The sequence below is a fragment of the Neglectibacter sp. CSJ-5 genome (assembly GCF_032490475.1).
Lineage (GTDB): Bacteria > Bacillota > Clostridia > Oscillospirales > Acutalibacteraceae > Hominenteromicrobium > Hominenteromicrobium mulieris.
Genome location: NZ_JAVYJC010000006.1, coordinates 23,584 through 45,841 on the forward strand (window position 1 = coordinate 23,584; position 22,258 = coordinate 45,841).

Consider the following 22,258-nt stretch of genomic DNA (forward strand, 5'->3'; position numbering starts at 1 on the left):
TTTCCGGAAAAAATTATCTCTCGTGACGAGCGTAATGCGGCAGCAGCATCGGGGAAACATCCTCGGATTCGATGCCTGCGCTCTTCAGCTCTTCTGCATAGTCCTCAATATGCTTGAGGGTAAGGGTGCCGAGCTCGGTCTCCTTCGCCTTTGCGGCAGCAGCCTTACCGGCGTTGCGGCCAAATACGATGATGTCGAGCAGGGAGTTGCCCATCAGACGGTTGCGGCCGTGAATGCCGCCGACAGCCTCGCCTGCAACAAGCAGGTTACCGATAGCCTTTGTGAATCCGTCTCCGCCAATCTCGAGGCCGCCGTTCTGGTAGTGGAGCGTCGGGTAAACGAGAATCGGGCTCTTGCGCATATCGATGTCATAGTTCAGGTACATGCGCAGCATAGCCGGGATACGCTTCTCAATGGTGCCCTCGCCGCCGATCTGCTCGATCATCGGGGTGTCGAGCCAAACGCCGGAGCCCAGCGGGGTGGTAACGCCCTTGTGGCGGTCTGTGCACTCACGGATGATGGAAGCCGCAGCAACGTCGCGGGTCTCCAGCGGATGCATGAACGCTTCACCATCTACGTTGACGAGCATTGCACCGAGGGAACGAACCTTCTCCGTTACGAGTGCGCCGTAGATCTGTGCCGGGAACGCAACGCCGGTCGGGTGATACTGAATGGTATCCTGATACAGCAGCGGAGCGCCTGCACGGTAGCCGAGCACAAGGCCGTCGGCCGTTGCGCCGTAATGGTTGGAGGTCGGGAAGTTCTGGTAGTGCAGACGTCCCGCACCGCCGGTGGCGATGATGACGGTCTTTGCACGTGCGACCATGTAGTCGCCGGTCTCCATGTTGAGGAGAACCGCGCCCGCTACCTGACCCTTTTCGTCCTTGATGAGCTCAACAGCAGAGGTGAACTCAACGACCGGGATGCCGCGGTTGATAACTTCGTCGCGCAGGGTACGCATGATCTCCGCACCGGAGTAGTCCTTGCAGGCGTGCATTCTCTTTCTGGAGGTGCCGCCGCCGTGGGTGGTGACCATGGTGCCGTCTTCGGTCTTATCGAACATAACGCCGAGCTCGTTCAGCCACTTGATAGCGTCCGGAGCTTCCATAACAAGGCGGCGCAGCAGTTCCGGGCGGGCAGCGAAGTGGCCGCCGCCGAACGCGTCGAGGTAATGCTGAACCGGGGAGTCGTTCTCTTTATCGGCAGCCTGAATGCCGCCTTCTGCCATCATCGTGTTCGCATCGCCGATGCGCAGCTTTGTCACGATCATGACCTTTGCACCTGCGTTGTCCGCCTCAATAGCTGCGGAAGCACCTGCGCCGCCGCCGCCGATGACGAGCACGTCGGTGTCGTAATCGATCTTCGTCAGATCGATCGGGTGGTGGAGCAAACGGCTGTTGGAGTGCAGCAGATGACCAAGCTCCTTCGGTACCTTCTCACCCTTGTTCGGGCCGATCTTAATGGTATCGAAGCCGTCTTCTCTGTAATCAGGATGGTACGCCTTCAGAAGGGCATCCTTTTCTTCTGCGGTCATACGTCTGGGTTCCATGCCCAGGCGTTCCTGTCTGGTTGCCTCTACTTTTTTGACAGAGGCAAGCATTTCCGGTGTAAACATGGCTATACCCTCCTTATTTCTCGATCTCTCTGTTGTTATAGAGCTCCTGCATCTCGGTGATCGGCTTCTGCATGATCTGCTCGATCAGCTCGTCGTATGCACCCTCGTGGATCTCTTCAACACGCTTTGTCAGGTGCTTGCTCACCGGCTCGATGTACTTGCCGGTGAGACGTCTTGCCAGCAGGCCGACCATCGGGTGAGAGATGCCCGCGGGACATCTGACGGTGCAGCAGCCGCAGCTTACGCAGTCGAAGGACTCTTCTGCGCACTTTTCAAGCTCGCCGCGCTGTGCGTATGCAATGTACTGCATAACGTTCAGGTTCTGCGTGCAGGCCTTTGTGCAGGCGTTGCAGCCGATGCAGCTGTAAATTTCCGGATAAAGCTCCATCATGATCTGCTGGTTCGGCTTGATCTCGTTGATGTCATAAGTACGCTTGTCTGTGGGGAAGAACGGAATGCTTGCAACATACATGCCCTCCTGCACCTGTGTCTGGCAGGCAAGGCAGGTCTTCAGCTCGTTCACACCCTTAATGCGGTAGATAGTTGCGCAGGCGCCGCAGAAACCGTGACGGCAGCCGCAGCCTCTTTTCAGCGTATAACCGGCATATTCCATAGCGGTCATAATCGTGAGGTCTGCGGGGACGCTGTACTTCTTACCGAAAAAATATACATTTACCATATTTTCCATGTTACGCCAACCCCTTTCTTAATACTCGTTCGGCAGCTCGTCGATCTCGTCGCAGCGGAACACCGGGCCGTCCTTGCAGACGTACTTGGAACCGATGTTGCAGCGGCCGCACTTGCCGATGCCGCACTTCATGCGCAGCTCCAGCGTGGTGTAGACCTGTTCTTTCGAGAAGCCCATTTCAATCAGCGATGCTAAGCAGAATTTGATCATGATCGGAGGTCCGCAAAGCAGCGCCGTTTTGTTTGTATCGAAGCCGAGCTCCTTGAGGTATGCCGGAACAAAGCCGACGTGGCCGTCCCAGCCCACCTGCTCGCGGTCGATCGTGAGATATACGTTCACGCCTTCCGTCTTCATCCATACGTCCTGAATTTCCTTCAGCTGTACAAGGTCGTCCTTGGAACGGGAACCGTACAGAATATCTACGGTGCCGTAATCACTGCGGTTGTCGAGCACGTAGTTGATGACAGAGCGCAACGGTGCAAGACCGATGCCGCCGGCGATAAAGAGCAGGTTCTTGCCCTTTAATTTGTCTTCTACCGGGAAGTGGTTGCCGTACGGGCCGCGCACGGTAATCTCATCGCCCACCTCAAGGCTGTGCAGGTAGTCTGTAAGCTGACCGCACTTCTTGATGCTGAATTCCTGGTATTCTTTGTTCGTCGGCGAAGAGGTGATGGAGAACATACCCTCGCTGACGCCCGGTGCGCACAGCATAGCGCACTGGCCGGGCATATGCTCGAAGAGCTTGCCGCCCTCCGGCGCATTGACGCGGAACGTCTTGACGTCCGGGGTCTCCTCACGGATGTCCGTGATGACGCCGACCTGTGGGATCAGAACGTCTTTTACATAGTTATCATGGCAATGACAGGTATCACTCATGGTTTGCAGCCTCCTTTTCAAACGCCTTGATGACCTTCACGATATTGAGCGAGGACGGGCACTTTTCCACGCAGCGGCCGCAGCCTACGCAGGAATACATGCCGTCGTTGTTCGCCGGGAAGTACACGAGCTTATGCATGAAGCGCTGACGGAAGCGCTGCATCTGGCTCGTTCTGTTGTTGCCGTGCGCCATCATCGTAAAGTCGGAGTACATGCAGGAGTCCCAGCAGCGATAACGCTGAATGCCGTGGCCCGTGTCGTAGTCCTTGATATCATAGCACTGGCAGGTGGGGCACACAAAGGTGCAGGTGCCGCACGCAAGGCACGGCTTATAAAGCTTCTCCCAAACGGGGGAGTTGAATTTTTCTTCGGTGACGTTGCCGTTCCAACCCTCGAGAGAGAGGTTCGTGTACGGCAGCTTCTCTACGATTGCGCGGATGTTCTCCTGTTCGGTCTCCACGGCCTTTTCGTCCGCTGCGTCGGCATTTTCGAGCACGCCGGAGAGCGCTTCGGTGAGGGCGGTGCCCTTGTCCGTTACAGCTTTCCAGTAGAGCGTGTCGTTCGCGTTCCACATGACGACATCGGCGTCCGGCTCAGCGCAGTCAACGCCGAAAACCTTACAGAAGCAGGACTCTTCCGGCTCGTGGCAAGCAAGCGCCACGATGGTACCGTGCTCGCGTCTTGCGCGGTAGAACGTATCGACCGGCTCAGCGAGGAAGACCTTATCGAGGACCTTAATGCCCTGAATGTCGCAGGCCTTCATGCCGAAAGCGACGAAGTTCTGATCTGCAAGCGCCTGCGGCTCAACGGAGAGCTTGTGCTGCTCTTTTTTGACCGTGTAAAGCGTTTCGCTCTGCGGGAAGAACATGTCCTTCGGAGATTTCACCGTCTTAAGTGTTTCAATGTCTGCATTGCAGCCTTCAAACCACGCGGCGAAGTTGACCTGACCGTTGTTGTTCACCGGCAGGAACAGCTCCTGCTGTGCCGCGATCGCTTTCAGCAGCTCGGGCAGCTTACTTTTTGCAATCTTGAACATGGCTTATCTCCTTCCCCCGGTAACGCCCGGCTCTACGTCGTTGAAGGTAAAGCTCGTCAGCGGGCTCTTTGCCTCCGGATCGACACCGGCCTGGAACTCACCGTAAAATTCGTCGATATCCTTGATGAACTTGCGGTTGAAGAGATGCAGCGGAATGCCTTGCGGACATACGCGGCTGCACTCGCCGCAGTCTGTGCAGCGGCCGGCTACGTGGAATGCACGGATGATGTGGAACATTCTCTCCTCAAAGGAGTCCACGTTCGCCTTCTGTGCGCTGTCGAACTTCGTGCTGTCGAAGACGCACTTGCGGCAGCTGCACGCCGGACACACATTGCGGCAGGCGTTGCAGCGGATGCAGCGGCTGAGCTCATTCTGGAAGAAAGCGAACTTTTCTTCCGGGCTCATGGCTTCGATCTTCTCGACCTCTGCAAAGCGGTCTGCGTCCTTTGTGTCGCGGCTCTCGCCGATGGTCTCGTCGAAAATCTGGTGCTCCTTGCCCTTGCAGACATGGCAGCGCTCCAGCATGCAATCCTTATAGGCGAGCGTCTTTTCGCCGTAGAGCGTCTCCACGGTGATGTTCTCGTTTGCATCGTCGATCGTGATGTTCGTGATGCCCTTAACGCCCTGCTCCTTGATCTTCTCGAAGCTGAGCTTGCCCATGCAGCCGACACCGATAATGTAAGCCTTGTCACGGTCTACGCGGTGCTCTGCTATGAGCTGGTTGAAGCTGTAAGAATCGCAGGGCTTCAGGAAGACAAGCGTCTTGCCCTCAAGCTTCGAGCCCTCGATCATATATTTACTGAGGTTCGCGCCGCAGAAGCCGTTGTAGACGAAGTTTGCGTCCAGATCCTCCGCCGTCTCAAAGTAAGACGGCTCCGGGTTGTAGGACATATCGCCACGGCGCCAGCCGAGCACACGGTTTACGGTGCCGTCGCTGAGCAGCTCTTTTGCGCGGTTGATCATTTCCTGCATCTCAAATCCTCCAGTCTGACGTTCTTGCCGAGCGAAGTAATCTTCGCCACGAACTCATTCATGGTCTGGGAGAACTTTACGCCCTCTGCTGCGGAGACCCATTCCACGCGGGTGCGTCCGTGCTCCACGCCGATGTAATCGAGCATAGAGAACAGAAGCGCCATTCTTCTTCTGGCATAGTAGTTGCCGGTGCTGTAATGGCAGTCGCCCGGGTGGCAGCCGCACAGGATAACGCCGTCTGCGCCCTTTTCAAAAGCACGCAGGATGAACATGGGGTTCACACGGCAGGAGCACGGCACGCGGATGATCTTAACGTCTGCCGGATAAACCAAGCGGCTGCTGCCTGCAAGGTCTGCGCCGGCGTAGCTGCACCAGTTGCAGCAGAACGCAACGATCTTCGGCTTGAACTCTTCGTTTGCTGTTATCGACATATTGCATCCACCTCCGCAAGAATCTGTCTGTTTGCAAAGCCCTGCAGATCCATTGCGCCGGACGGGCAGGTAACGGTGCAGGCACCGCAGCCCTGGCACAGCGCACTGTTGACAACGGCTACGCGGCGATCTTCACGGATGCCGTGGTCGTTGATGAGCTTTGTCTCATAGCTGATTGCGCCGTAGGGGCAGACGTTTGCGCACTGCGAGCAGCCGTTGCAGAGCAGCTCGTCGCTCTTAGCGGTGCACGGGTTCGTCATCAGCTTATCCTTCGCGAGCAGACCGATGGCCTTAACAGCCGCCGCGCCTGCCTGCGCGACCGTTTCCGGAATATCCTTCGGGCCCTGGCATACGCCGGAGAGGAATACGCCTGCCGTCGGGGACTCGACCGGGCGCAGCTTTGCGTGAGCCTCGGTGAGGAAGTTATTGGTATCGATGCTGGCGGTCAGCATGGTCGCAATGCGGCGCACGTCCGCGTTCGGCTCAATCGCCGTTGCGAGGACGACCATATCCGCTTCCATCAGGATCTGCTTGTTGTCGAGCAGGTCAACGCCCTGCACAAGCAGCTGGCCGTTCGGCTGCGGCATAACCTTGCCGACCTGACCCTTGATGTAGTTTACGCCGTAATCTTCCACGGCGCGACGGTAGAACTCATCGAAGTTCTTACCGGGGGTACGCACGTCGATGTAGAACACCGTTACGTTGACATCCGGGTATTTATCACGGATCAACATGGCGTGCTTTGCCGTGTACATGCAGCAAATCTTGGAGCAGTAGCTCTTACCGCGCTTATCGGAGCAGCGACTGCCTACACACTGGATGAACACCATGTTCTTCGGGTGCTTGCCGTCGGAAAGGCGCTCCAGATGACCCTTCGTGGGGCCTGCCGCGTTCATGATGCGCTCGAGCTCGAGGGACGTGATGACATCCTTGCTCTGGCTGTATGCGTACTCGTCGTACTTATCGAGCTTGATGGTATCGAAGCCGGTAGCGACGACGATAGCGCCGTACTTCTCGGTGACGATTTCATCCTTCTGCTCGTAATCGATGGCGCCCGCCTGACAAACCTTCTGGCACAGACCGCACTTGCCGGTCTTGAACTTGATGCAAGCTTCACGGTCGATGACCGGGACGTTCGGGATTGCCTGTGCGAACGGGGTATAAATAGCGCTTCTCGTGTTCAAGCCGCGGTTGAATTCGCTCGGGGTCTTTCTGGAAGGACATTTCTCCTGGCAGACGCCGCAGCCGGTGCACTTAGACATATCGACGCTGCGCGCCTTCTTGCGGATGTCCACGGTGAAATCGCCCACGAAGCCTGAGACCTTCTCCACTTCGCTGTATGTATACAGATGAATCTTCTCGTTTGCGGAAGCCTCCACCATTTTCGGGGTCAAAATACATGCGGAGCAGTCGAGCGTCGGGAACGTCTTATCGAGCTGGCTCATACGGCCGCCGATGCTGGGGGTCTTCTCAACGATATCGACTTCATAGCCTGCGTCTGCAATGTCGAGCGCAGTCTGAATGCCTGCAATACCGCCGCCGATGACGAGCGCGCGCTTTGTTACGCGGCTTTCGCCCGGGAACAGCGGCGCGTCAAGATTGACCTTTGCGATAGCCGCTCTGGCAAGGATGACGGCCTTTTCGGTCGCTTCTTCCATGTTCTTGTGGATCCAGGAGCAGTGCTCACGGATGTTTGCAATCTCGACCATGTAGGGGTTGAGGCCGGCTCTTTCCGCCGTTTTGCGGAAAGTCGTCTCGTGCATACGCGGGGAGCAGGAACAAACCACAAGACCGGTCAGGTGTTTTTCGCGGATGGCTTCGATGATCTTCGCTTGGCCGACCTCGGAGCACATGTACTGATAATCTTCCGCGTGCACGACACCCGGCTCATGACTGACCATTTCTACGACTTTCTTTACATCTACCGTAGCTGCGATGTTGCTGCCGCAATGGCACACAAATACACCAATTCTCTGCACGCTATCACCTCCTGTATCTTCTGAACGCGCTCACAAGGAGCTGCTGGGGCAGATCCGGATCCAAAAGCTCCGGGATCTCGTCCGGCGTAAGGTATGCTTCACCGCGCTGGCGCACGACAAGCTGTCTTGCCGCATCGATGAGCTTGCCGGGCTTAACGTCTCTCGGGCAGCGCTCAATGCAGGCAAAGCAGGAAAGGCACTTCCAAAGGGACTTGGAATTCACAAGGGACTCAATGTCGTCATTCAGCACATAGGAAACGAACTGGTGAGGCTTAATGTCCATTTCGTTGAACGACGGGCAGGATGCGGAACATTTGCCGCACTTCATGCACTTGTAGGGGTTGACGCCGCTGATCTCGCGGATCTGCTCCGCCTGTTTGCTGATGCTCACTTTAACGCCTCCTCTTTCACGCCGAGGGCCTCTGCGAGAAGCTCGGTGAAGTAATACACCGGGATCTTGCCGCTGCCGCTCTTGTTGAGATTATACATGCAGAGTGGACATGCCGTGATGAGCATTTCTGCGCCTGCACCGGCTGCGCTGTCTACGATATTGCAGCTCATACGGCCGCTCATTTCTTTTTCTTTAAGGGAGATATAGCCGCCGCAGCACTCGTTGCGGTACGGATATACGACCGGCTCTGCGCCGATGGCACGAATGAAGTCTTCAATGATCTGCGGGTTCTCCGGATCGTCAAAGGCCAGCACGGTGCTCGGTCTGAGCAGCAGGCAGCCGTAATATGCGCCGATCTTTCTGCCCTTTAACGGGTTGACGACCTTTTTCTTCAGTTCGTCAAAGCCCACGCGGTCGCGCAGAACTTCAAGGTAATGCAGCACATTCGTCTCGCCGGCATAGGGCTCGTCAAGCTGCATGTAGTTGTTGGCTCTCGTGCGGATGTCCTCCACGTTTCTCATGTCGTCGTTGACTCTTTTGATGACATGATGACATGCGGAGCAAAGCGTCACGAGGTCCTGGCCCTTTTCCTTCGCTTCGTTCAAAGCGCGGACGGAGGAAAGTTTTGTTGCGATCTCGTCGGACCCGAGCGGGTAGACGCCGCCGCAGCACTGCCAGTTTTCGATTTCTTCCAATTCAAATCCGAGCGCCTTTGCGGAAGCTCTGGCATAGGCATCAAGATCCTTTGCCTTCGTTCTCAAGGTACATCCCGGATAATAGCTGTACTTCATAGCTACTCCTGTCATCCTTTCTATAAATTGATTTTGGGTTATGCTTCAAAATAAATTTGACCGATGGTTTCTTTCAGCTTGTCTGCGGAAGCGTGGAGTTTTTGCATTTCGTCCTCCGTCAGCCTCACAGGCAGCTTGCCCTGCACGCCGTTCGGGCCCACAATGGCGAGTGTGCTGATGCACACGTCCTCTAACCCGTATTCACCGTGCATCATGGTGGAAACGGTCACGATGGAATTGTATGCGGAAAGCAGCATGCTGCACAATCTGCACACGGAAACCGTGACCGCGTAGAACGTGGCGCCCTTGTTCTTGATGATCTCGCCGCCGGATTTATGTACATACTCCGTCATGGCGTCCTTGTCCACGGGCAGGGCATGCATCAGCTCCACATAATCGTCCAGTTTCGCACCGGAAACCTCTGCGCACGACCACGGGATAAAGGAAGAATCACCGTGTTCACCGAAAACATAGGCATGAATGTTCTTCTGCGCAATGTTAAAGTGGCTGGCAAGTCCAAAACGCAGACGCGCGGTATCCAGCGCGGTGCCGGAGCCGATGATCTGGTTTTCCGGGATGCCGGAGATTTTCATGAACACGTAGGTGATGATGTCCACCGGATTGCTGACGATGATGTACAGCGCGTTCGGTGCGGCCTTTGCGATGTTCGGTGCAATGCTTTTGATGATGTCGACATTCGTCTGCGTCAATTCAAGGCGCGACTGACCGGGTTTTCTGGCCACGCCGGACGTAATGATGACGATGTTGGAGTCCTTTGCATCCTCGTAATCTCCCGATTTAATGGAAATCGGGTCGCGGAAGCAGGTGCCCTGAATGATATCCATCACTTCGCCCTCTGCCTTTTGCTTGTTGATGTCGATCAAGACAATCTCCGTTGCGATGTCTTCGTTGGAAAGCGTATATGCAATGGTTGCGCCTACGCTACCGGCACCAATCACGGTGATTTTGCTTTTCATTGTCCCGGATCACTTCCCTTCCTGTGCTGTGCCCGATGGGGAGCACAATGTTCCTCCGCGGGCGGGATCTTCTGAGTTACATGAAAACAAAGGGGCGAAACACAGTTTTCCCCTTTCCCCACTCACGGGGTACATACTCAGCCTAATAAATTCTATCATATCGATATCTTTTTATCAAGCATTTTCGCGATTTTTCTATATGAAAATATCGGAATTTACGGCTTTTTCAGAAAGTAAAACAAAAGCCGCGCGGGCCTCTTTTGAGTTTGATACATCTTTCACAAATACGAATTTCGTGTTTCGTTCTCTGTGCGAAAAAAGCGCGCCCAAATCACCTTCGGGTACGCTTTTAGTTCGTTTATGCTTGCTGTTTTCAGTTTAATTCAGCCGACTGTGAACATCTTTCTGACGACGTTTCGTAACGCCGTTTGGGAAACCCATTGACCGGGTTTCCGCAGCCTTTTGAAAAAGGCCGGCGAAAACTTTATTCGTCCCGTTCCGCGTCAGCTTTTTGTTCCGGTAATGTCGGCGGTTCCGGCAGAATCAAAGATTCCGTACGTAACACCGGCAGTTCAAACCAGAATGTGCTGCCTTTACCCTCCACGCTCGCGACGCCGTACCGCCCGCCGTGCAGGTCCAGAATTTTCTTCACGATGGAAAGCCCCAATCCCGTGCCGACCTGTGCGCGTTTGTGCTCCTTATCGACCTTATAGTAGCGATCCCAGATGTACTGCAATTTATCCGCCGGTATACCCTCGCCCGTATCGCGAATAGATACGCGCACGGTGCTTTCCGTCACGGTCTGGTCGATATACACGGTCTTGTTCCCGCCCGAATAGTTAATGGCGTTGTTCACAAGGTTATACAGCACCTGCGAAATTTTCAGCTGATCGGCGCAGACATACACCGTGCGGTCATACGTGAACGGGAAGCTGAAATCCGCCAACTTGTCGTAGCGGTGCAGCGTATTGCGGATATCCTCCGTCAAATTGAATTCGGAAACCGTCAGCGTCAATGCGCCCGCCTGTAATTTAGAGAGATCTAAAAGGTCGTTGACGATGCCTGTCAGGCGGTTCGCTTCGTCGATGACGATCTGCACGTTTTCCGGCGTGTTTTCGCCCGGAATGTCGCGCATCACCTCGGCATAGCCGGAGATCATCGTCAGCGGCGTGCGCAGATCGTGCGAAACATTGGCGATCAGCTCGCGGCGCAGATCTTCAACCTTGCTCAGCTCCGCCGCGGCATAGTTCAGTGTCGCGGCAAACTCCGCCACCTCTCTTGCGCCCTGTTCCGGGAAACGGATGTCATATTTTCCCTCGCCCAGCTGCTTTGCAGATTCGTTCATCTGTTCCAAGGGCTTTGAAAGACGCGAAGAGATAAACAGTGCCAGCCCGAACGAAAGCAGGATCATTACGCCCGTCAGACACCACAATTGTATTTTCAGCGTTTCCACCGTGGAATCAACCGGGATCACGTCGCAGGACAGCAGCACAAGATACTCGTTCCCGCTCGAAAGCGTGACCGTCTGCGCGTAAATGATCGTGCGATCCTGCCGTTCTATGGTGCTCGTCGGGTCTGTGATGTTGTCGTCCATCACGCTGCCGCCCGCCGCTTTCACCTCGGTGAAAAGCTGCTTGCAATCGAGGTAATCAAAGCGCTCCAGCACGCCGCCGCGCGCCGCCGGGGAAAACGACACATTTGAGCCGTCGCTGTTGGAAATGAGGATAGAAATATTCGTCGAGCGCGTCACTTCAAAATAATCGCTCGCGGAGGCACTTTCGTCCAGCATCGCCACCACACGGTTCGCCACGCTGCGCACCTCATTGACCTTGATGGCTTTATAAAATGTGTTGAGCAGTGTGATCTGAAATGTCCACAGCAACGTCACAATGACCGCCGTAAACAGCACGAACCCCAGCATGACCTGCATGCGTATGCCCGGCTTGCGCCATTTTTTGAATTTATGCTTCTTTACTGTCTGTTCGCCCATAATCCCGCCGTCCTTATGCGCCGTGCGTTTCAAAGCGATAGCCCACGCCGCGCAGCGTCACAATAAATTTACTGTACGGGCCGAGGCTGCGGCGCAGCAGCTTGATGTGCGTATCCAGCGTGCGGTCGTCACCGTAGAAATCATACCCCCAAACATTTGTGATAAGCATTTCGCGTGTGAGGGCGATGTTGCGGTTGTTCACCATGTAAAACAGCAGGTCGTATTCCTTTGGGGACAAATCGGCACGCACGCCGTCCACCGTGACGATCCGTCCGGTAAAATCGATTGTCAGGCCCTCCGCCCGGAACAACTCGTGCTTCGGTATTGCGGTGCGCTGCACACGGCTCATCACAGCGGCAACGCGCATCATCAGCTCTTTCGGAGAGAACGGCTTCACGACATAATCGTCCACGCCGAGTTCAAAGCCGTGGATCTTATCATACTCCTCACCGCGTGCGGAAAGCATGATGACGGCCGGCGATGCAATCTTCTTAATCTCCGCCACGGCCGAAAAACCGTCAAGCTCCGGCATCATCACATCCATGATGACAATATCGAACGCATCGGGCGTTTTGCGGAACAGGCGCACCGCCTCCATGCCGTTTTCCGCTTCCGTCACCTCGTGCCCCTCAAACTCCGCGTATTTGCGGATGAGCAGGCGAATTTTCGCTTCATCGTCCACGACTAAAATTCTGTACATGACAAGGCCTCCTTTTAACTGTTCCGCTCCGTATACCTGTATCATAACGCACTTTTGTGAAAAAGCGGTGAATGCCGAATGAAAACTGCCATGCCGTATGCGCCTTCCCGCTTTTATTCCATGTGGAAATTATATAAATATTCGGCCCTGTTTTCAAGTATTTCCACGATTTATTTCTTTCACGAAGAAATTTTTCTATTGCCTGTTGACATTTCGGAAAAAGTGGAGTAAGATATTTTATAGAAAATACATACAAATCATTCAAGTGTTTTCCCTCATTTTAGAGTGTTTTTACAATCCCCTTTCCGGTTTTGTCGCGTAGAGATGGGCGGAACGGGTGTTTTGTACACTTTATATTGAGAAACCCGAGGAGGCGAGTCTATGTTACCGATTATTACCATTGCGCGTCAGTACGGAAGCGGCGGCCACGAGGTCGGCGAGCGCCTGGCGGAAAAATTGAATGTCCCCCTTCTCGACAAGCAGCTGATCGCCATGGCGGCAAAAAAGAGCGGGCTGAGCGAGGAAGTCTTTGAAAAGGCGGACGAAAAAGCAGGCAACAGTCTTTTGTATTCCATGGTGATGGGAAACTACACCTTCGGAAGCCGTATCACCGGCATCAACGATATGCCCATCAACGATAAGCTGTTCATTCTGCAAAGCGACATCATCAAGTCGGCTGCGGATAAAGGCCCGTGCGTCATCATCGGACGCTGCGGCGACTACATCCTGCGCGAGTACGACAACGTGTTCCGCGTATTCATCCACGCCAACAAGGAAGCGCGCATCAAGCGCATTTTGAGCAAAGGTCTGTGCGATGAGAAGAAGGTCTCCGATTTTATCACAAAACGCGATAAGCAAAGAGCGAATTACTACAACTTCTACTCGAATAAACGCTGGGACGATCTCTCGAATTATCACCTCACCATCGATTCTTCCGAATTCGATATTGACGAGGTTGCGGAGATCATCATTACGGCCATCGGCAAGATCAAGCCGCCCGCAAAGAAGTAAGCCTTTGCACATTCAATTTGAGTTTACCTTACCTTTTATATTTTTCATTTTTTATCCCTTCAGAAAAAGAGGCGTACCTTTTGGTGCGTCTCTTTTTCTATGGTCATATTCTTTTATCCCGTTACGGAGTCTATCTCGCTGTCGCCGCCCTCTATGCGCACACTCACGCGCTGCGGCAGGCACACGGCAGATTCTCCCGCACGCTTGATAATCCCCTTGTTCACACAAATTTTGTCCGGGCACGGGCTCGAAACGAAATGTGCGCCGTCTTTATCAAGCTCAATCACCGCGCCGTTTACTTCCAGCGTTAATGGCTCCTTTAAATCGGCCAGCACAACGCGGCGGTACACTTCGCCATCCTGCTCAATGACGGCCACTGCCCCCTTCGGGCGCGTTTTGGCATAGAGATACACGCCTGCCGCCACAGCGAGCACCAAAACGAGCAGGAGCGCTTCTTTCCATGAAAATTTTCGCTTTTCCATCGCAGCCCCTCTTTCAGGAAACAAGCGTGTAATCGCGGCTTGTGCGTGTAAAGCGGTCTTTCAGTCCGTCCGTCACCGTGATGTTGTTGTCCGAATCGATGAAAATACCTTCGGCATCGAATTCTTCCAGCAGCTTCATGCCGTCTTCTCTGCCGAGCACAAAGCACGCTGTGGAAAGCGCATCGGAAAGCACGCCGCTTTTCGCGACGACCGTCACGGAAACAAGGCCGCTTTCTGCCGGATAGCCCGTTTTCGGATCGAGCAGATGGTGGTATAAAACGCCGTCCTGCTCAAAGTATTTTTCGTAGCTGCCGGAGGTGGAGACAAAACCCTCCGCCAGCGTTACCGAACCGAGAGAGCCGTCACCGTTCGGGTCGCGCACTGCCACGCTCCACGGCTTGCCGGAGCTTTTTTCGCCGTATACGCCCACGCTGCCGCCGACCGCGATGATAGCCGCTTTTGCGCCCGCTTCTTCGTAGGCTCTGACTGCCGCGTCACACGCCGCACCTTTGCCGACCGAACCGAGGTCCACCGCCATGCCGAGATTTTTCAAAGACGCCGTCTGCTCCGTTTCGTCTATGCGCAGCAAAGAGTAATTCACATACGGCAGTAAGGATGTGATGAGGTCACTGTCCGGCACTTCGTTCAATTCGTCATCAAAGTCCCATAAGCGCGAGATCGGCGCAATGGTCACATCGAATGCGCCGCCGCTTTTTTCCGAAACCGACTGCGCCTGCGTTAAAACGTTCAGCGTTTCATCACTCAGCGTCACCCAGTCCTTGCCCGCGTTGTTATTCAGCTTCTGAATATCGCTGTTCGCCACACGCCAGGAGATTTTCTGTTCCAGCGCTTCCACCGCATCCGCCGCTTTCACGGCCGCGTCCTCGCGGTTTTCGCCGTAAACAGTTTGCTGCACGTAGCTGCCCATGGCGTAGGTCGTCACCTCGTACCGTTCTTCTTCGCGGTCCAAAAGCGGAAACAGCGCCAAGACGACGATCACCAAAAACAAAACTGCAACAAAAATCAGCGTCAGATGTTTCGCTTTCTTTTCCGTAATCGTTTTAAAAGAAAAACGCGCCGGGCGCTTTACGTTTGCTTTCATAAAGACGAAATTCCTTCCGTTTGAGTTTCGGAACAATTTTAGCACAGATTGGTTTTAAAGTCCACCGTACATCTTTACAGCGGTATGAAAAAGCTGTAAACTATGAGTATCAAACGAAAAGGAGGCTGTGCCATGCGGAAAAATGCCTGCTGCTTTACAGGACACCGAGAAATTCCGCCCGAAGACCGGGAACCGCTCCGCGCGGCGCTGCTCTCCGAAATTCAAAGATTATATGCAGAAAAAGGCGTGACGGAGTTTTACACCGGCGGCGCAAGAGGATTTGACACCATGGCGGCGGAAGCCGTCTTGAAAATTCGCGAAGCTCTGCCCGTGCGGCTGCACCTCATTTTGCCGTGCAAAGGGCAAAGCGACCGCTGGCATTTTGCGGAAAAGCGCCGCTACCGTGAAATTTTAAAGCAGGCCGATACTGCGGAATTCCTTTTTGAACGGTATACGCCGGACTGTATGCTGCGGCGTGACGACGCCATGGTGGCGCGCAGCGGTTACTGCGTCTGCTATCTGCGCGACCCTGCCGCCAAACGCGGCGGCACCGCTTATACCGTAAGAAGAGCGAAAAAAGAAGGGCTTGAGGTTATCCACTTGATCCCCGTAGAAGTTGAACAGCTCACGCTGTTGTAGCGTGAAACGGGACGAATAAAGTCTTTAGTCAAGTTTTCTTCAGAAAACTTGCGGGTTTTTAGGGCAGCGCCCTAAAGCGCTTTCCGCAGAAAGCGAAATCTTTTTGCCTACCTCAAAATCAGGAGGATAGGCTAAACTGTCCAGTGGACAGTTTAGCCGCAAGGGACCCAATTAGGGGGTCCCTTGAAAGGGCGAGCCAACGCGAGCCTTAGAAAAAAACACCTCAAAATCGAAAGGACATCCATGAAGAAAAAAACGGAGCGCATCGCGCTCATCGGACTATTGGGTGCACTGGCACTGGTGCTGGGAATCCTCGAAAATCTCCTGCCCCCGCTGCCGGGCATGCCGCCGGGCGCAAAAGCCGGGCTTTCAAACCTTGTCACCATGTTCGCCGCCGGCGCTATCGGCCTGCCTGCGGCGCTGTTTATTGCGGCGATCAAGGGTCTGTTTGCGTTTTTGACGCGCGGTGTTTCCGCCGGGCTGATGAGCCTTTGCGGCGGACTTTTGAGCACGCTCATCATGGGCATACTGTGGAAAAAAACAAAATTCACGCCGGTCTTCATCGGTGTCTGCGGTGCGTTCGGGCACAACCTCGCACAGCTGCTCGTCGCGTTATGGATGACAGGCTTCGGCGCACTGGGGTATATTCCCGCGCTCGCGCTGTATTCGGTCGTCTGCGGCATCTGTACCGGGCTTTTGCTGCAGGTTTTACTCCCGCTGTTGGAGAAGCTGCCGGTTTTGAGGAAATAGAGAAAAAGGGCGGCAATGCCGCCCTTCGGGAAACGCCTATCCTCGCAAAAAGGACAGGCGTTTTTCAGCTTATCTTATTCTTCCGCTTTCGGAGCGTTCTCTTTTTCGGCCTGCTCCATGTTTTCCTTTGCAACCGCCAGCATCAGCTTGATACGGTTCTCCTGGTTGACCTTCGTCGCGCCCGGATCGTAATCGATCGGCACGATGTTCGACTTCGGGTACAGGTTTTTCAGGCTGCGGATCATGCCCTTGCCGACGATGTGGTTCGGCAGGCAGCCGAACGGCTGTGCACAGATGATATTCGGGTAGCCGCTTTCAATAAGCTCCATCATTTCCGCGGTCAAGAGCCAGCCCTCGCCCATCTTGCAGCCGTAGCCGATAACGCCTGTAATGAGCTTTTTGAGGTGCGCATACGAGGACGGCACAGTGAAGCGGTTAGAAACGGTGTTCGCGTGCTCTACGGCACGGATAACGTGGCTTTCGATGCCGACGAGGTAGTCAAAGAGGATCTTCACAACCTCAAACTTCGCTTTGCTGCCGCCGAAAAGCTTAATATCTTCCATGCGGTTATCGACTTTAAACAGCATGAAGCCAAGCAGACCCGGCACCATCGTTTCGCAGTTCTGGCTGAACAGGAACTCTTCCAGATCGTTGTTGCCGATGGGCGAATACTTGACGTAAATTTCGCCGACAACACCGACGCGCACTTTCTTTTCGCCGGTCACGGGCACGTTCGCAAAATCCTCCGCAATCTGCGGCAGGATCGTCTCCATCTCCTTTGCGGAGTAGCCTTTTTCCTTTGCGAACATATCGGTCAGCTTTTTCGTCCAATCGTCCACAAGCTTCCGGCTCGCGCCCGCCTCTTTCTCATACGGTCTCGTCTGGTTGTGCAGCAGCATCAAAAGGTCGCCGTACGCAAGCACGCCCAGCGCCTTGCGGATCATCGGCAGCGTCAGCTTGAAGCCGCTGTTTTTCTCAAGTCCGGACATGTTGAGCGAAATGACCGGAATATACGAAAGGCCGTCTTTTTCCAGCGCCTTCCTCAAAAGGTGAATGTAATTCGAAGCACGGCAGCCGCCGCCCGTCTGGGTGATGATGAGCGCCGTTTTATGCAGATCATATTTGCCGCTGTGCAGCGCGTCCATCATCTGGCCGATGGTGAGCAGCGCCGGGTAGCAGGTATCGTTGTGGACATATTTCAGACCCTCGTCCACAATCTGACGGCCGCGCGTCTGGAGAATCTCCACGTTGTAGCCGTAAGAAGCGAACAGGTTTTCAAATAAACGGAAATGGATGGGCGCCATGTTCGGCGCAAGGATCGTATAACCCCCTTTTTTCATTTCCTTTGTAAATTCAACGCGATCGGTAAAAGCCATATTCGTGCGCCTCCCTTACTGTAAATCCAGCGCCGCAAACAGGCTGCGGAGACGAATACGCACCGCGCCGAGGTTTGTGATCTCGTCGATCTTGAGCTGGGTGTAGATTTTGCCGCCGTCGTGCAGAATGCCGCGCACCTCGTCGGTCGTGATGGCATCCACGCCGCAACCAAACGAGACAAGCTGAATGAGGTTCACGCGCTTATCCGCACGGTCTACAACGTACTTTGCAGCCGCGTACAGACGGGAGTGATACGTCCACTGGTTGAGGACCTTCGTCGGGAATTTCTTCTCCTTGCACGCAACGGCGTCTTCCGTCACAACAACCGCGCCGCAGTCGCAGATGAGGCTGTCAATGCCGTGGTTGATCTCCGGGTCCACATGATACGGACGACCGGCCAGCACGATAACGGGCTTATGCTGTTCTTCGGCGAGCGCGAGGAATTTGTCGCCGATGGCACGCACGGCGCGCATGTAGAGGTCATACTCCGCATACGCCGCGTCGGATGCTTTCTTCACGTCTTTTTTCGTGAACGTACCGTTCGGGAAATGGCGGCGCAGGATTTCGTACATCTTGCCGGGGAAATCGTGTCTGCGGTGCAGGCCAACGTAATCGCCGATGAAGACGGTGTCCTTTAATTTCTGGATATTGGAGGAGATGACCTCCGGGTAATAAGCGACGACCGGGCAATTATAGTGGTTGTCACCGAGGTTTTCGTCAAAGTTATACGTCATGCAGGGGTAGAACACCGCGTCCACGCCCTCGTCAAGCAGCGCTTCCACGTGGCCGTGCATCAGCTTTGCCGGGAAGCACGCCGTATCGGACGGAATGGTGTGCTGCCCCTTTAAATAAAGCTGGCGATTCGACGCCGGTGACGTTTTCACATCGTAGCCGAGCGTTGTGAAGAACTTATACCAGAACGGCAAAAGCTCGTACATGTTGAGGCCCATCGGAATGCCGATGATCGGCTTGCCCGTGTCTTTGTATGTATAGCGCGCGAGCAGTTTGCGCTTTTCTTCAAACATGTTGTACTGCGCTTCGGTGGATTTCACGCCCGTCACCGGCTTTTCACAGCGGTTGCCGCTGATGAACTTGCGTCCGCCGGAAAAGGTGTTCACCGTCAACTTGCAGCTGTTGGAACAGCCGCGGCAGGTGATGGCCTTTACGCTGTGGGTGAATTCTTCGAGCGCTTCCTTGCTCAAAAGCGTCGAAAGCTCCGTCGCCTTACCCGCAGCCTGTGCTTTTTCGCGTGCATACAGTGCAGCACCGTATGCGCCCATCAGGCCCGCAATGGTCGGGCGGATGACATCGTGGCCGATCTCCTGCTCAAACGCGCGCAGCACGGCGTCGTTCAGGAACGTACCGCCCTGCACGACGATCTCCCGGCCGATTGCTTTGGAATCAACCGCACGGATAACTTTATACAGCGCGTTCTTGACAACGCTGATGGAAAGACCCGCGGAGATGTTCTCCACCGTTGCGCCGTCCTTCTGCGCCTGCTTCACAGAGGAGTTCATGAACACCGTGCAGCGGGAGCCGAGGTCGACCGGGCGATCCGCAAACAGACCGAGTTTTGCAAAATCTTCAATGGAGTAACCCAGCGCACCCGCAAACGTCTGGAGGAACGAGCCGCAGCCGGAAGAACAAGCCTCGTTGAGGAAAATATCGTCGATGACGCCGTTTTCGACCTTGAAGCACTTGATGTCCTGACCGCCGATGTCGATGATGAAATCGACTTTCGGGTTAAACGCGCGCGCCGCGTAGAAATGCGCCATCGTCTCTACGATGCCGTAATCGACGGAAAACGCGTTTTTGATGATGTCTTCGCCGTAGCCGGTCGCCGCGCAGGCGCAGATCTTCGCCTGCGGGAAACGCGTGTAAACTTCAAGCAGGAATTCGCGCATCAGCGGGACAGGGTTGCCGCTGTTCGACATATAGCGCGAACAAACAATATTGCCGTCCTTATCCGTCACAACGGCTTTAACGGTTGTGGAGCCCGCATCGATGCCGATATAAACCGGCTCGCCGTCCTCCAGTGTGTCGCGCACCTTAACGCCGGCGTTAAGGTGGCGCTTTGTGAATGCTTCATAATCCGCCTTGTCCTTAAAAAGCGGCGGGCAGGCGCGGTATTCTTCCTTTGCCGTGTAATGCGCAATACGGTTGATGATCTCCGCAAGCGTCGTCTCTGTGCCGTCTGCCGCAAACGCCGCACCCAATGCGACGAAGTACAGCGAATTTTCCGGACAGATACCCGTAATGCCGAGCGTCTTATCAAACGCCACGCGCAACTCACTTAAAAACGTCATCGGGCCGCCGAGGTATACGACCTTACCTGCGATTTCTCTGCCCTGCGCAAGACCCGCAACGGTCTGGTTCACAACGGCGTAGAGAATGCTTGCCGCCACGTCTTTTTTCTGCGCGCCCTGATTTAAAAGCGGCTGAATATCGCTCTTTGCGAACACGCCGCAGCGGGAAGCAATGGTGTAGATCTTCTCATGCTCTTTTGAGAGTGTGTTGAGCGCATCCGGGGTGATGTTCAAAAGCGTCGCCATCTGGTCGATGAACGCGCCGGTGCCGCCCGCGCAGGATCCGTTCATGCGCACCTCAAGGCCGGAGGCGTTATTGCCGTCCGTAAGGAACAAAATCTTCGCGTCCTCGCCGCCAAGCTCGATGACCGCATCCGTACCCGGCACAAGGCGGTTCACCGCAATGCGCGTCGCGTATACCTCCTGCACGAACTGAATGTCACTGCGCTCTGCAAGACCCATACCGGCCGAGCCGGAAATGCTCAAAAGCACCTTTTCTTTCGGAAACTGCTCTGCCACTTCACGCAGCATCTCGACGGATTTCTCCACGATGCGCGAAAGATGACGCTCATATTTTTTGAAAAGCACCTCATTCTGCTCGTTCAGAACAACGCACTTTAAGGTCGTGGAACCAACGTCCAAACCGATTCTCATCATGTTGATTCATCCTTTCTGCGGTACCCTTGCCGCATCGATATACCGGCACCGCATAAATGCCGCCTGTTTCGGCAGCTCTTACATATCCGCAAAATTACCCAAATATACTCTTAATGATACCACAGGCGCGCGCGCAATTCAATACGCATCACCGCGGCGAGATTGTAAAAAATTCGTGACACAGCGCGGTTTTTCTTGTGTGGGAAAGCTATTTTTCGCACGGGTTTTCCACTTTTTGTTTTGTCCGCGGCGACTATTTTAACGGCTTTTCGCATATAACTCACCGATGAGAAATGAGGAGGGTTTCCTATGTCAAACGGCAAAAGAAGGTATTTTCCGGGCGCCAACACCGGGCGCGGATTCATCGGGCATTTTGAGGGCATCGTGCCGCCGTGGAGCGAGCCGCACTACACCTACGTTTTAAAGGGCGGCCCCGGGGTAGGAAAAAGCACATTGATGAAAAAATGCGCCGCCATCGCACGGGCAAACGGGTTTACCGTCGAAGAATTTCGCTGCGCAAGCGACCCCGAAAGCTTTGACGCCGTGCGTATCCCGCAGCGGCGGCTCGTCTTACTGGACGGCACCGCGCCGCACACCATAGATCCCGCCATGCCGGGCATCGACGGCGAAACGCTGGATCTCGGACGGTTTTTGCACAAAGAGGTCTTCAAACGCCGCCGCGAAGAGCTTTTTGTCCTTGCAGAAGAAAACCGCGCGCACTACAAAAACGCGTTCGCGTGCCTTTCCGCCGCAGGCAGCCTGCGCCGTGCCGCCGTAAGCGAAGCCGCAAGGTCTGCCGACCTTACCATGATCCGCACATTTTTAAAAGAGGGTTTCACACTGCCGAAGGAAGGCACACCGCGCACACTATTTTTAACGAGCCCCACGCCCGCCGGCGTTGCGGATTTCCGGGAAGCACAGGATGCCGAAAACACCGTGTACCTGCCCGGCGTTTTGGGCTCGGTGTTCTTAAACGAAGCCATGAAGCTCATGCAGAATACGCAGACTGAAATTTTCCTGCATCCGCTCACGCCGGAAGCACCGCAGTGCGTGCGCATCGGCGACACCATGCTGTGTGTCGCGGACGATACCCGCAGCACATTAAACGAGTTCCTTTTGAGCCCGCTTTCGGACTTCATCCCGTTCGCCATGCAGGAGGCCGAGACCTTGACTGCGCAGGCCGTGGAGGAGCTCAGGCTCTGCAAGCGCACACATGACGCGATTGAAACCATCTACCGCCCGTTCGTCGACTACGACCATGTAGAGCGAGAAACGAACCGTCTGCTGGAAACCCTAAAGCTGTGATAGACAAAAACGAAAGCGAAAATCTGTGAATTCGGCGCATTGCAGTCGATACATAAACGTGTTAAACTGAAGACAGCGAAGCGATGCAAAAGTTTTTGATCGACCTTCTTTCAAATGAAGGTCAAACCGAACCTATGGTTCGGTCGTGAAATCCAAAGGCAACGCCTTTGGTCGAACTCCGCA

The 22,258-nt window shown here is 54.7% G+C and carries 20 protein-coding genes; 4 read left to right on the forward strand and 16 right to left on the reverse strand.

Going from position 1 to position 22,258, the window contains the following annotated elements:
• Window positions 1-13 precede the first annotated feature (13 nt).
• The 12 genes from R2K26_RS12020 to R2K26_RS12075 all read right to left on the reverse strand — a co-directional run bounded on the left by R2K26_RS12020 (window position 14) and on the right by R2K26_RS12075 (window position 12,446).
• Window positions 14-1,615, reverse strand: coding sequence for an FAD-dependent oxidoreductase (locus tag R2K26_RS12020; protein WP_316521680.1), 1,602 nt, complete (start codon window positions 1,613-1,615; stop codon window positions 14-16).
• 13 nt (window positions 1,616-1,628) lie between these two features.
• Complete coding sequence (locus R2K26_RS12025; protein WP_316521683.1) at window positions 1,629-2,303, reverse strand: 4Fe-4S dicluster domain-containing protein; 675 nt, start codon at window positions 2,301-2,303, stop codon at window positions 1,629-1,631.
• An 18-nt stretch (window positions 2,304-2,321) separates the two neighbouring features.
• On the reverse strand, window positions 2,322-3,179 hold the full coding sequence (locus R2K26_RS12030) for an FAD/NAD(P)-binding protein (RefSeq protein ID WP_316521688.1): 858 nt from the start codon (window positions 3,177-3,179) through the stop codon (window positions 2,322-2,324).
• Complete coding sequence (locus R2K26_RS12035; protein ID WP_316521691.1) at window positions 3,172-4,215, reverse strand: 4Fe-4S dicluster domain-containing protein; 1,044 nt, start codon at window positions 4,213-4,215, stop codon at window positions 3,172-3,174. Before R2K26_RS12035 ends, R2K26_RS12030 begins: the two co-directional genes overlap by 8 nt.
• A 3-nt stretch (window positions 4,216-4,218) precedes the next feature.
• Window positions 4,219-5,187 carry a 4Fe-4S dicluster domain-containing protein gene (locus tag R2K26_RS12040; RefSeq protein WP_176820944.1) on the reverse strand — a complete coding sequence of 323 codons (969 nt, stop codon included), beginning with the start codon at window positions 5,185-5,187 and terminating at the stop codon, window positions 4,219-4,221.
• The gene (locus tag R2K26_RS12045; RefSeq protein ID WP_176820943.1) at window positions 5,175-5,618 is read right to left on the reverse strand and encodes a hydrogenase iron-sulfur subunit; all 444 of its coding nucleotides are present in this window, start codon (window positions 5,616-5,618) and stop codon (window positions 5,175-5,177) included. Before R2K26_RS12045 ends, R2K26_RS12040 begins: the two co-directional genes overlap by 13 nt.
• On the reverse strand, window positions 5,609-7,597 hold the full coding sequence (locus R2K26_RS12050; RefSeq protein ID WP_176820942.1) for a 4Fe-4S binding protein: 1,989 nt from the start codon (window positions 7,595-7,597) through the stop codon (window positions 5,609-5,611). The genes R2K26_RS12045 and R2K26_RS12050 overlap by 10 nt, the downstream gene beginning before the upstream one ends.
• A gap of 4 nt (window positions 7,598-7,601) precedes the next feature.
• A complete protein-coding gene (locus tag R2K26_RS12055; protein ID WP_308449322.1) occupies window positions 7,602-7,988 on the reverse strand; it encodes a 4Fe-4S dicluster domain-containing protein in 387 nt (128 codons plus the stop codon).
• Window positions 7,985-8,779, reverse strand: a complete 795-nt coding sequence (locus R2K26_RS12060) for a CoB--CoM heterodisulfide reductase iron-sulfur subunit B family protein (RefSeq protein ID WP_308449396.1) — start codon at window positions 8,777-8,779, stop codon at window positions 7,985-7,987. The genes R2K26_RS12055 and R2K26_RS12060 overlap by 4 nt, the downstream gene beginning before the upstream one ends.
• A gap of 38 nt (window positions 8,780-8,817) precedes the next feature.
• Window positions 8,818-9,756, reverse strand: a complete 939-nt coding sequence (locus tag R2K26_RS12065; protein WP_316521704.1) for an L-lactate dehydrogenase — start codon at window positions 9,754-9,756, stop codon at window positions 8,818-8,820.
• A gap of 484 nt (window positions 9,757-10,240) precedes the next feature.
• Window positions 10,241-11,746, reverse strand: coding sequence for a HAMP domain-containing sensor histidine kinase (locus R2K26_RS12070; protein WP_316521708.1), 1,506 nt, complete (start codon window positions 11,744-11,746; stop codon window positions 10,241-10,243).
• A gap of 13 nt (window positions 11,747-11,759) precedes the next feature.
• Window positions 11,760-12,446 carry a response regulator transcription factor gene (locus R2K26_RS12075; protein ID WP_316521711.1) on the reverse strand — a complete coding sequence of 229 codons (687 nt, stop codon included), beginning with the start codon at window positions 12,444-12,446 and terminating at the stop codon, window positions 11,760-11,762.
• A gap of 381 nt (window positions 12,447-12,827) precedes the next feature.
• Here R2K26_RS12075 and R2K26_RS12080 point away from each other — a divergent pair, with 381 nt between their 5' ends.
• The gene (locus R2K26_RS12080; RefSeq protein ID WP_176820939.1) at window positions 12,828-13,457 is read left to right on the forward strand and encodes an AAA family ATPase; all 630 of its coding nucleotides are present in this window, start codon (window positions 12,828-12,830) and stop codon (window positions 13,455-13,457) included.
• Between the two features lie 113 nt (window positions 13,458-13,570).
• On the opposite strand, the gene R2K26_RS12085 is transcribed toward R2K26_RS12080, so the two are convergent.
• The gene (locus tag R2K26_RS12085) at window positions 13,571-13,939 is read right to left on the reverse strand and encodes a NusG domain II-containing protein (protein ID WP_316521716.1); all 369 of its coding nucleotides are present in this window, start codon (window positions 13,937-13,939) and stop codon (window positions 13,571-13,573) included.
• 13 nt (window positions 13,940-13,952) lie between these two features.
• Entirely contained in the window at window positions 13,953-15,041 is a 1,089-nt protein-coding gene (locus R2K26_RS12090) for an FAD:protein FMN transferase (protein ID WP_316521717.1), read from the reverse strand.
• Window positions 15,042-15,143: 102 nt separating this feature from the next.
• Between R2K26_RS12090 and R2K26_RS12095 the strand changes: the two genes are divergently transcribed.
• Together R2K26_RS12095 and R2K26_RS12100 are read left to right on the forward strand one after the other, a co-directional pair.
• The gene (locus R2K26_RS12095; RefSeq protein WP_316521720.1) at window positions 15,144-15,680 is read left to right on the forward strand and encodes an SLOG family protein; all 537 of its coding nucleotides are present in this window, start codon (window positions 15,144-15,146) and stop codon (window positions 15,678-15,680) included.
• 243 nt (window positions 15,681-15,923) lie between these two features.
• A complete protein-coding gene (locus R2K26_RS12100; protein WP_316521724.1) occupies window positions 15,924-16,430 on the forward strand; it encodes a Gx transporter family protein in 507 nt (168 codons plus the stop codon).
• Between the two features lie 74 nt (window positions 16,431-16,504).
• Here the strand turns inward: R2K26_RS12100 and R2K26_RS15485 are convergent, their stop codons facing one another.
• Window positions 16,505-17,806 carry a 2-hydroxyglutaryl-CoA dehydratase gene (locus R2K26_RS15485; RefSeq protein ID WP_396897249.1) on the reverse strand — a complete coding sequence of 434 codons (1,302 nt, stop codon included), beginning with the start codon at window positions 17,804-17,806 and terminating at the stop codon, window positions 16,505-16,507.
• A gap of 15 nt (window positions 17,807-17,821) precedes the next feature.
• A complete protein-coding gene (locus R2K26_RS12105; RefSeq protein WP_396897250.1) occupies window positions 17,822-20,767 on the reverse strand; it encodes an acyl-CoA dehydratase activase in 2,946 nt (981 codons plus the stop codon).
• A 312-nt stretch (window positions 20,768-21,079) separates the two neighbouring features.
• On the opposite strand from R2K26_RS12105, the gene R2K26_RS12110 reads away from it, so the two are divergent.
• Window positions 21,080-22,075 (forward strand): hypothetical protein, encoded by a 996-nt coding sequence (locus tag R2K26_RS12110; RefSeq protein ID WP_316521728.1) that lies wholly within the window; start codon window positions 21,080-21,082, stop codon window positions 22,073-22,075.
• Window positions 22,076-22,258 lie beyond the last annotated feature (183 nt).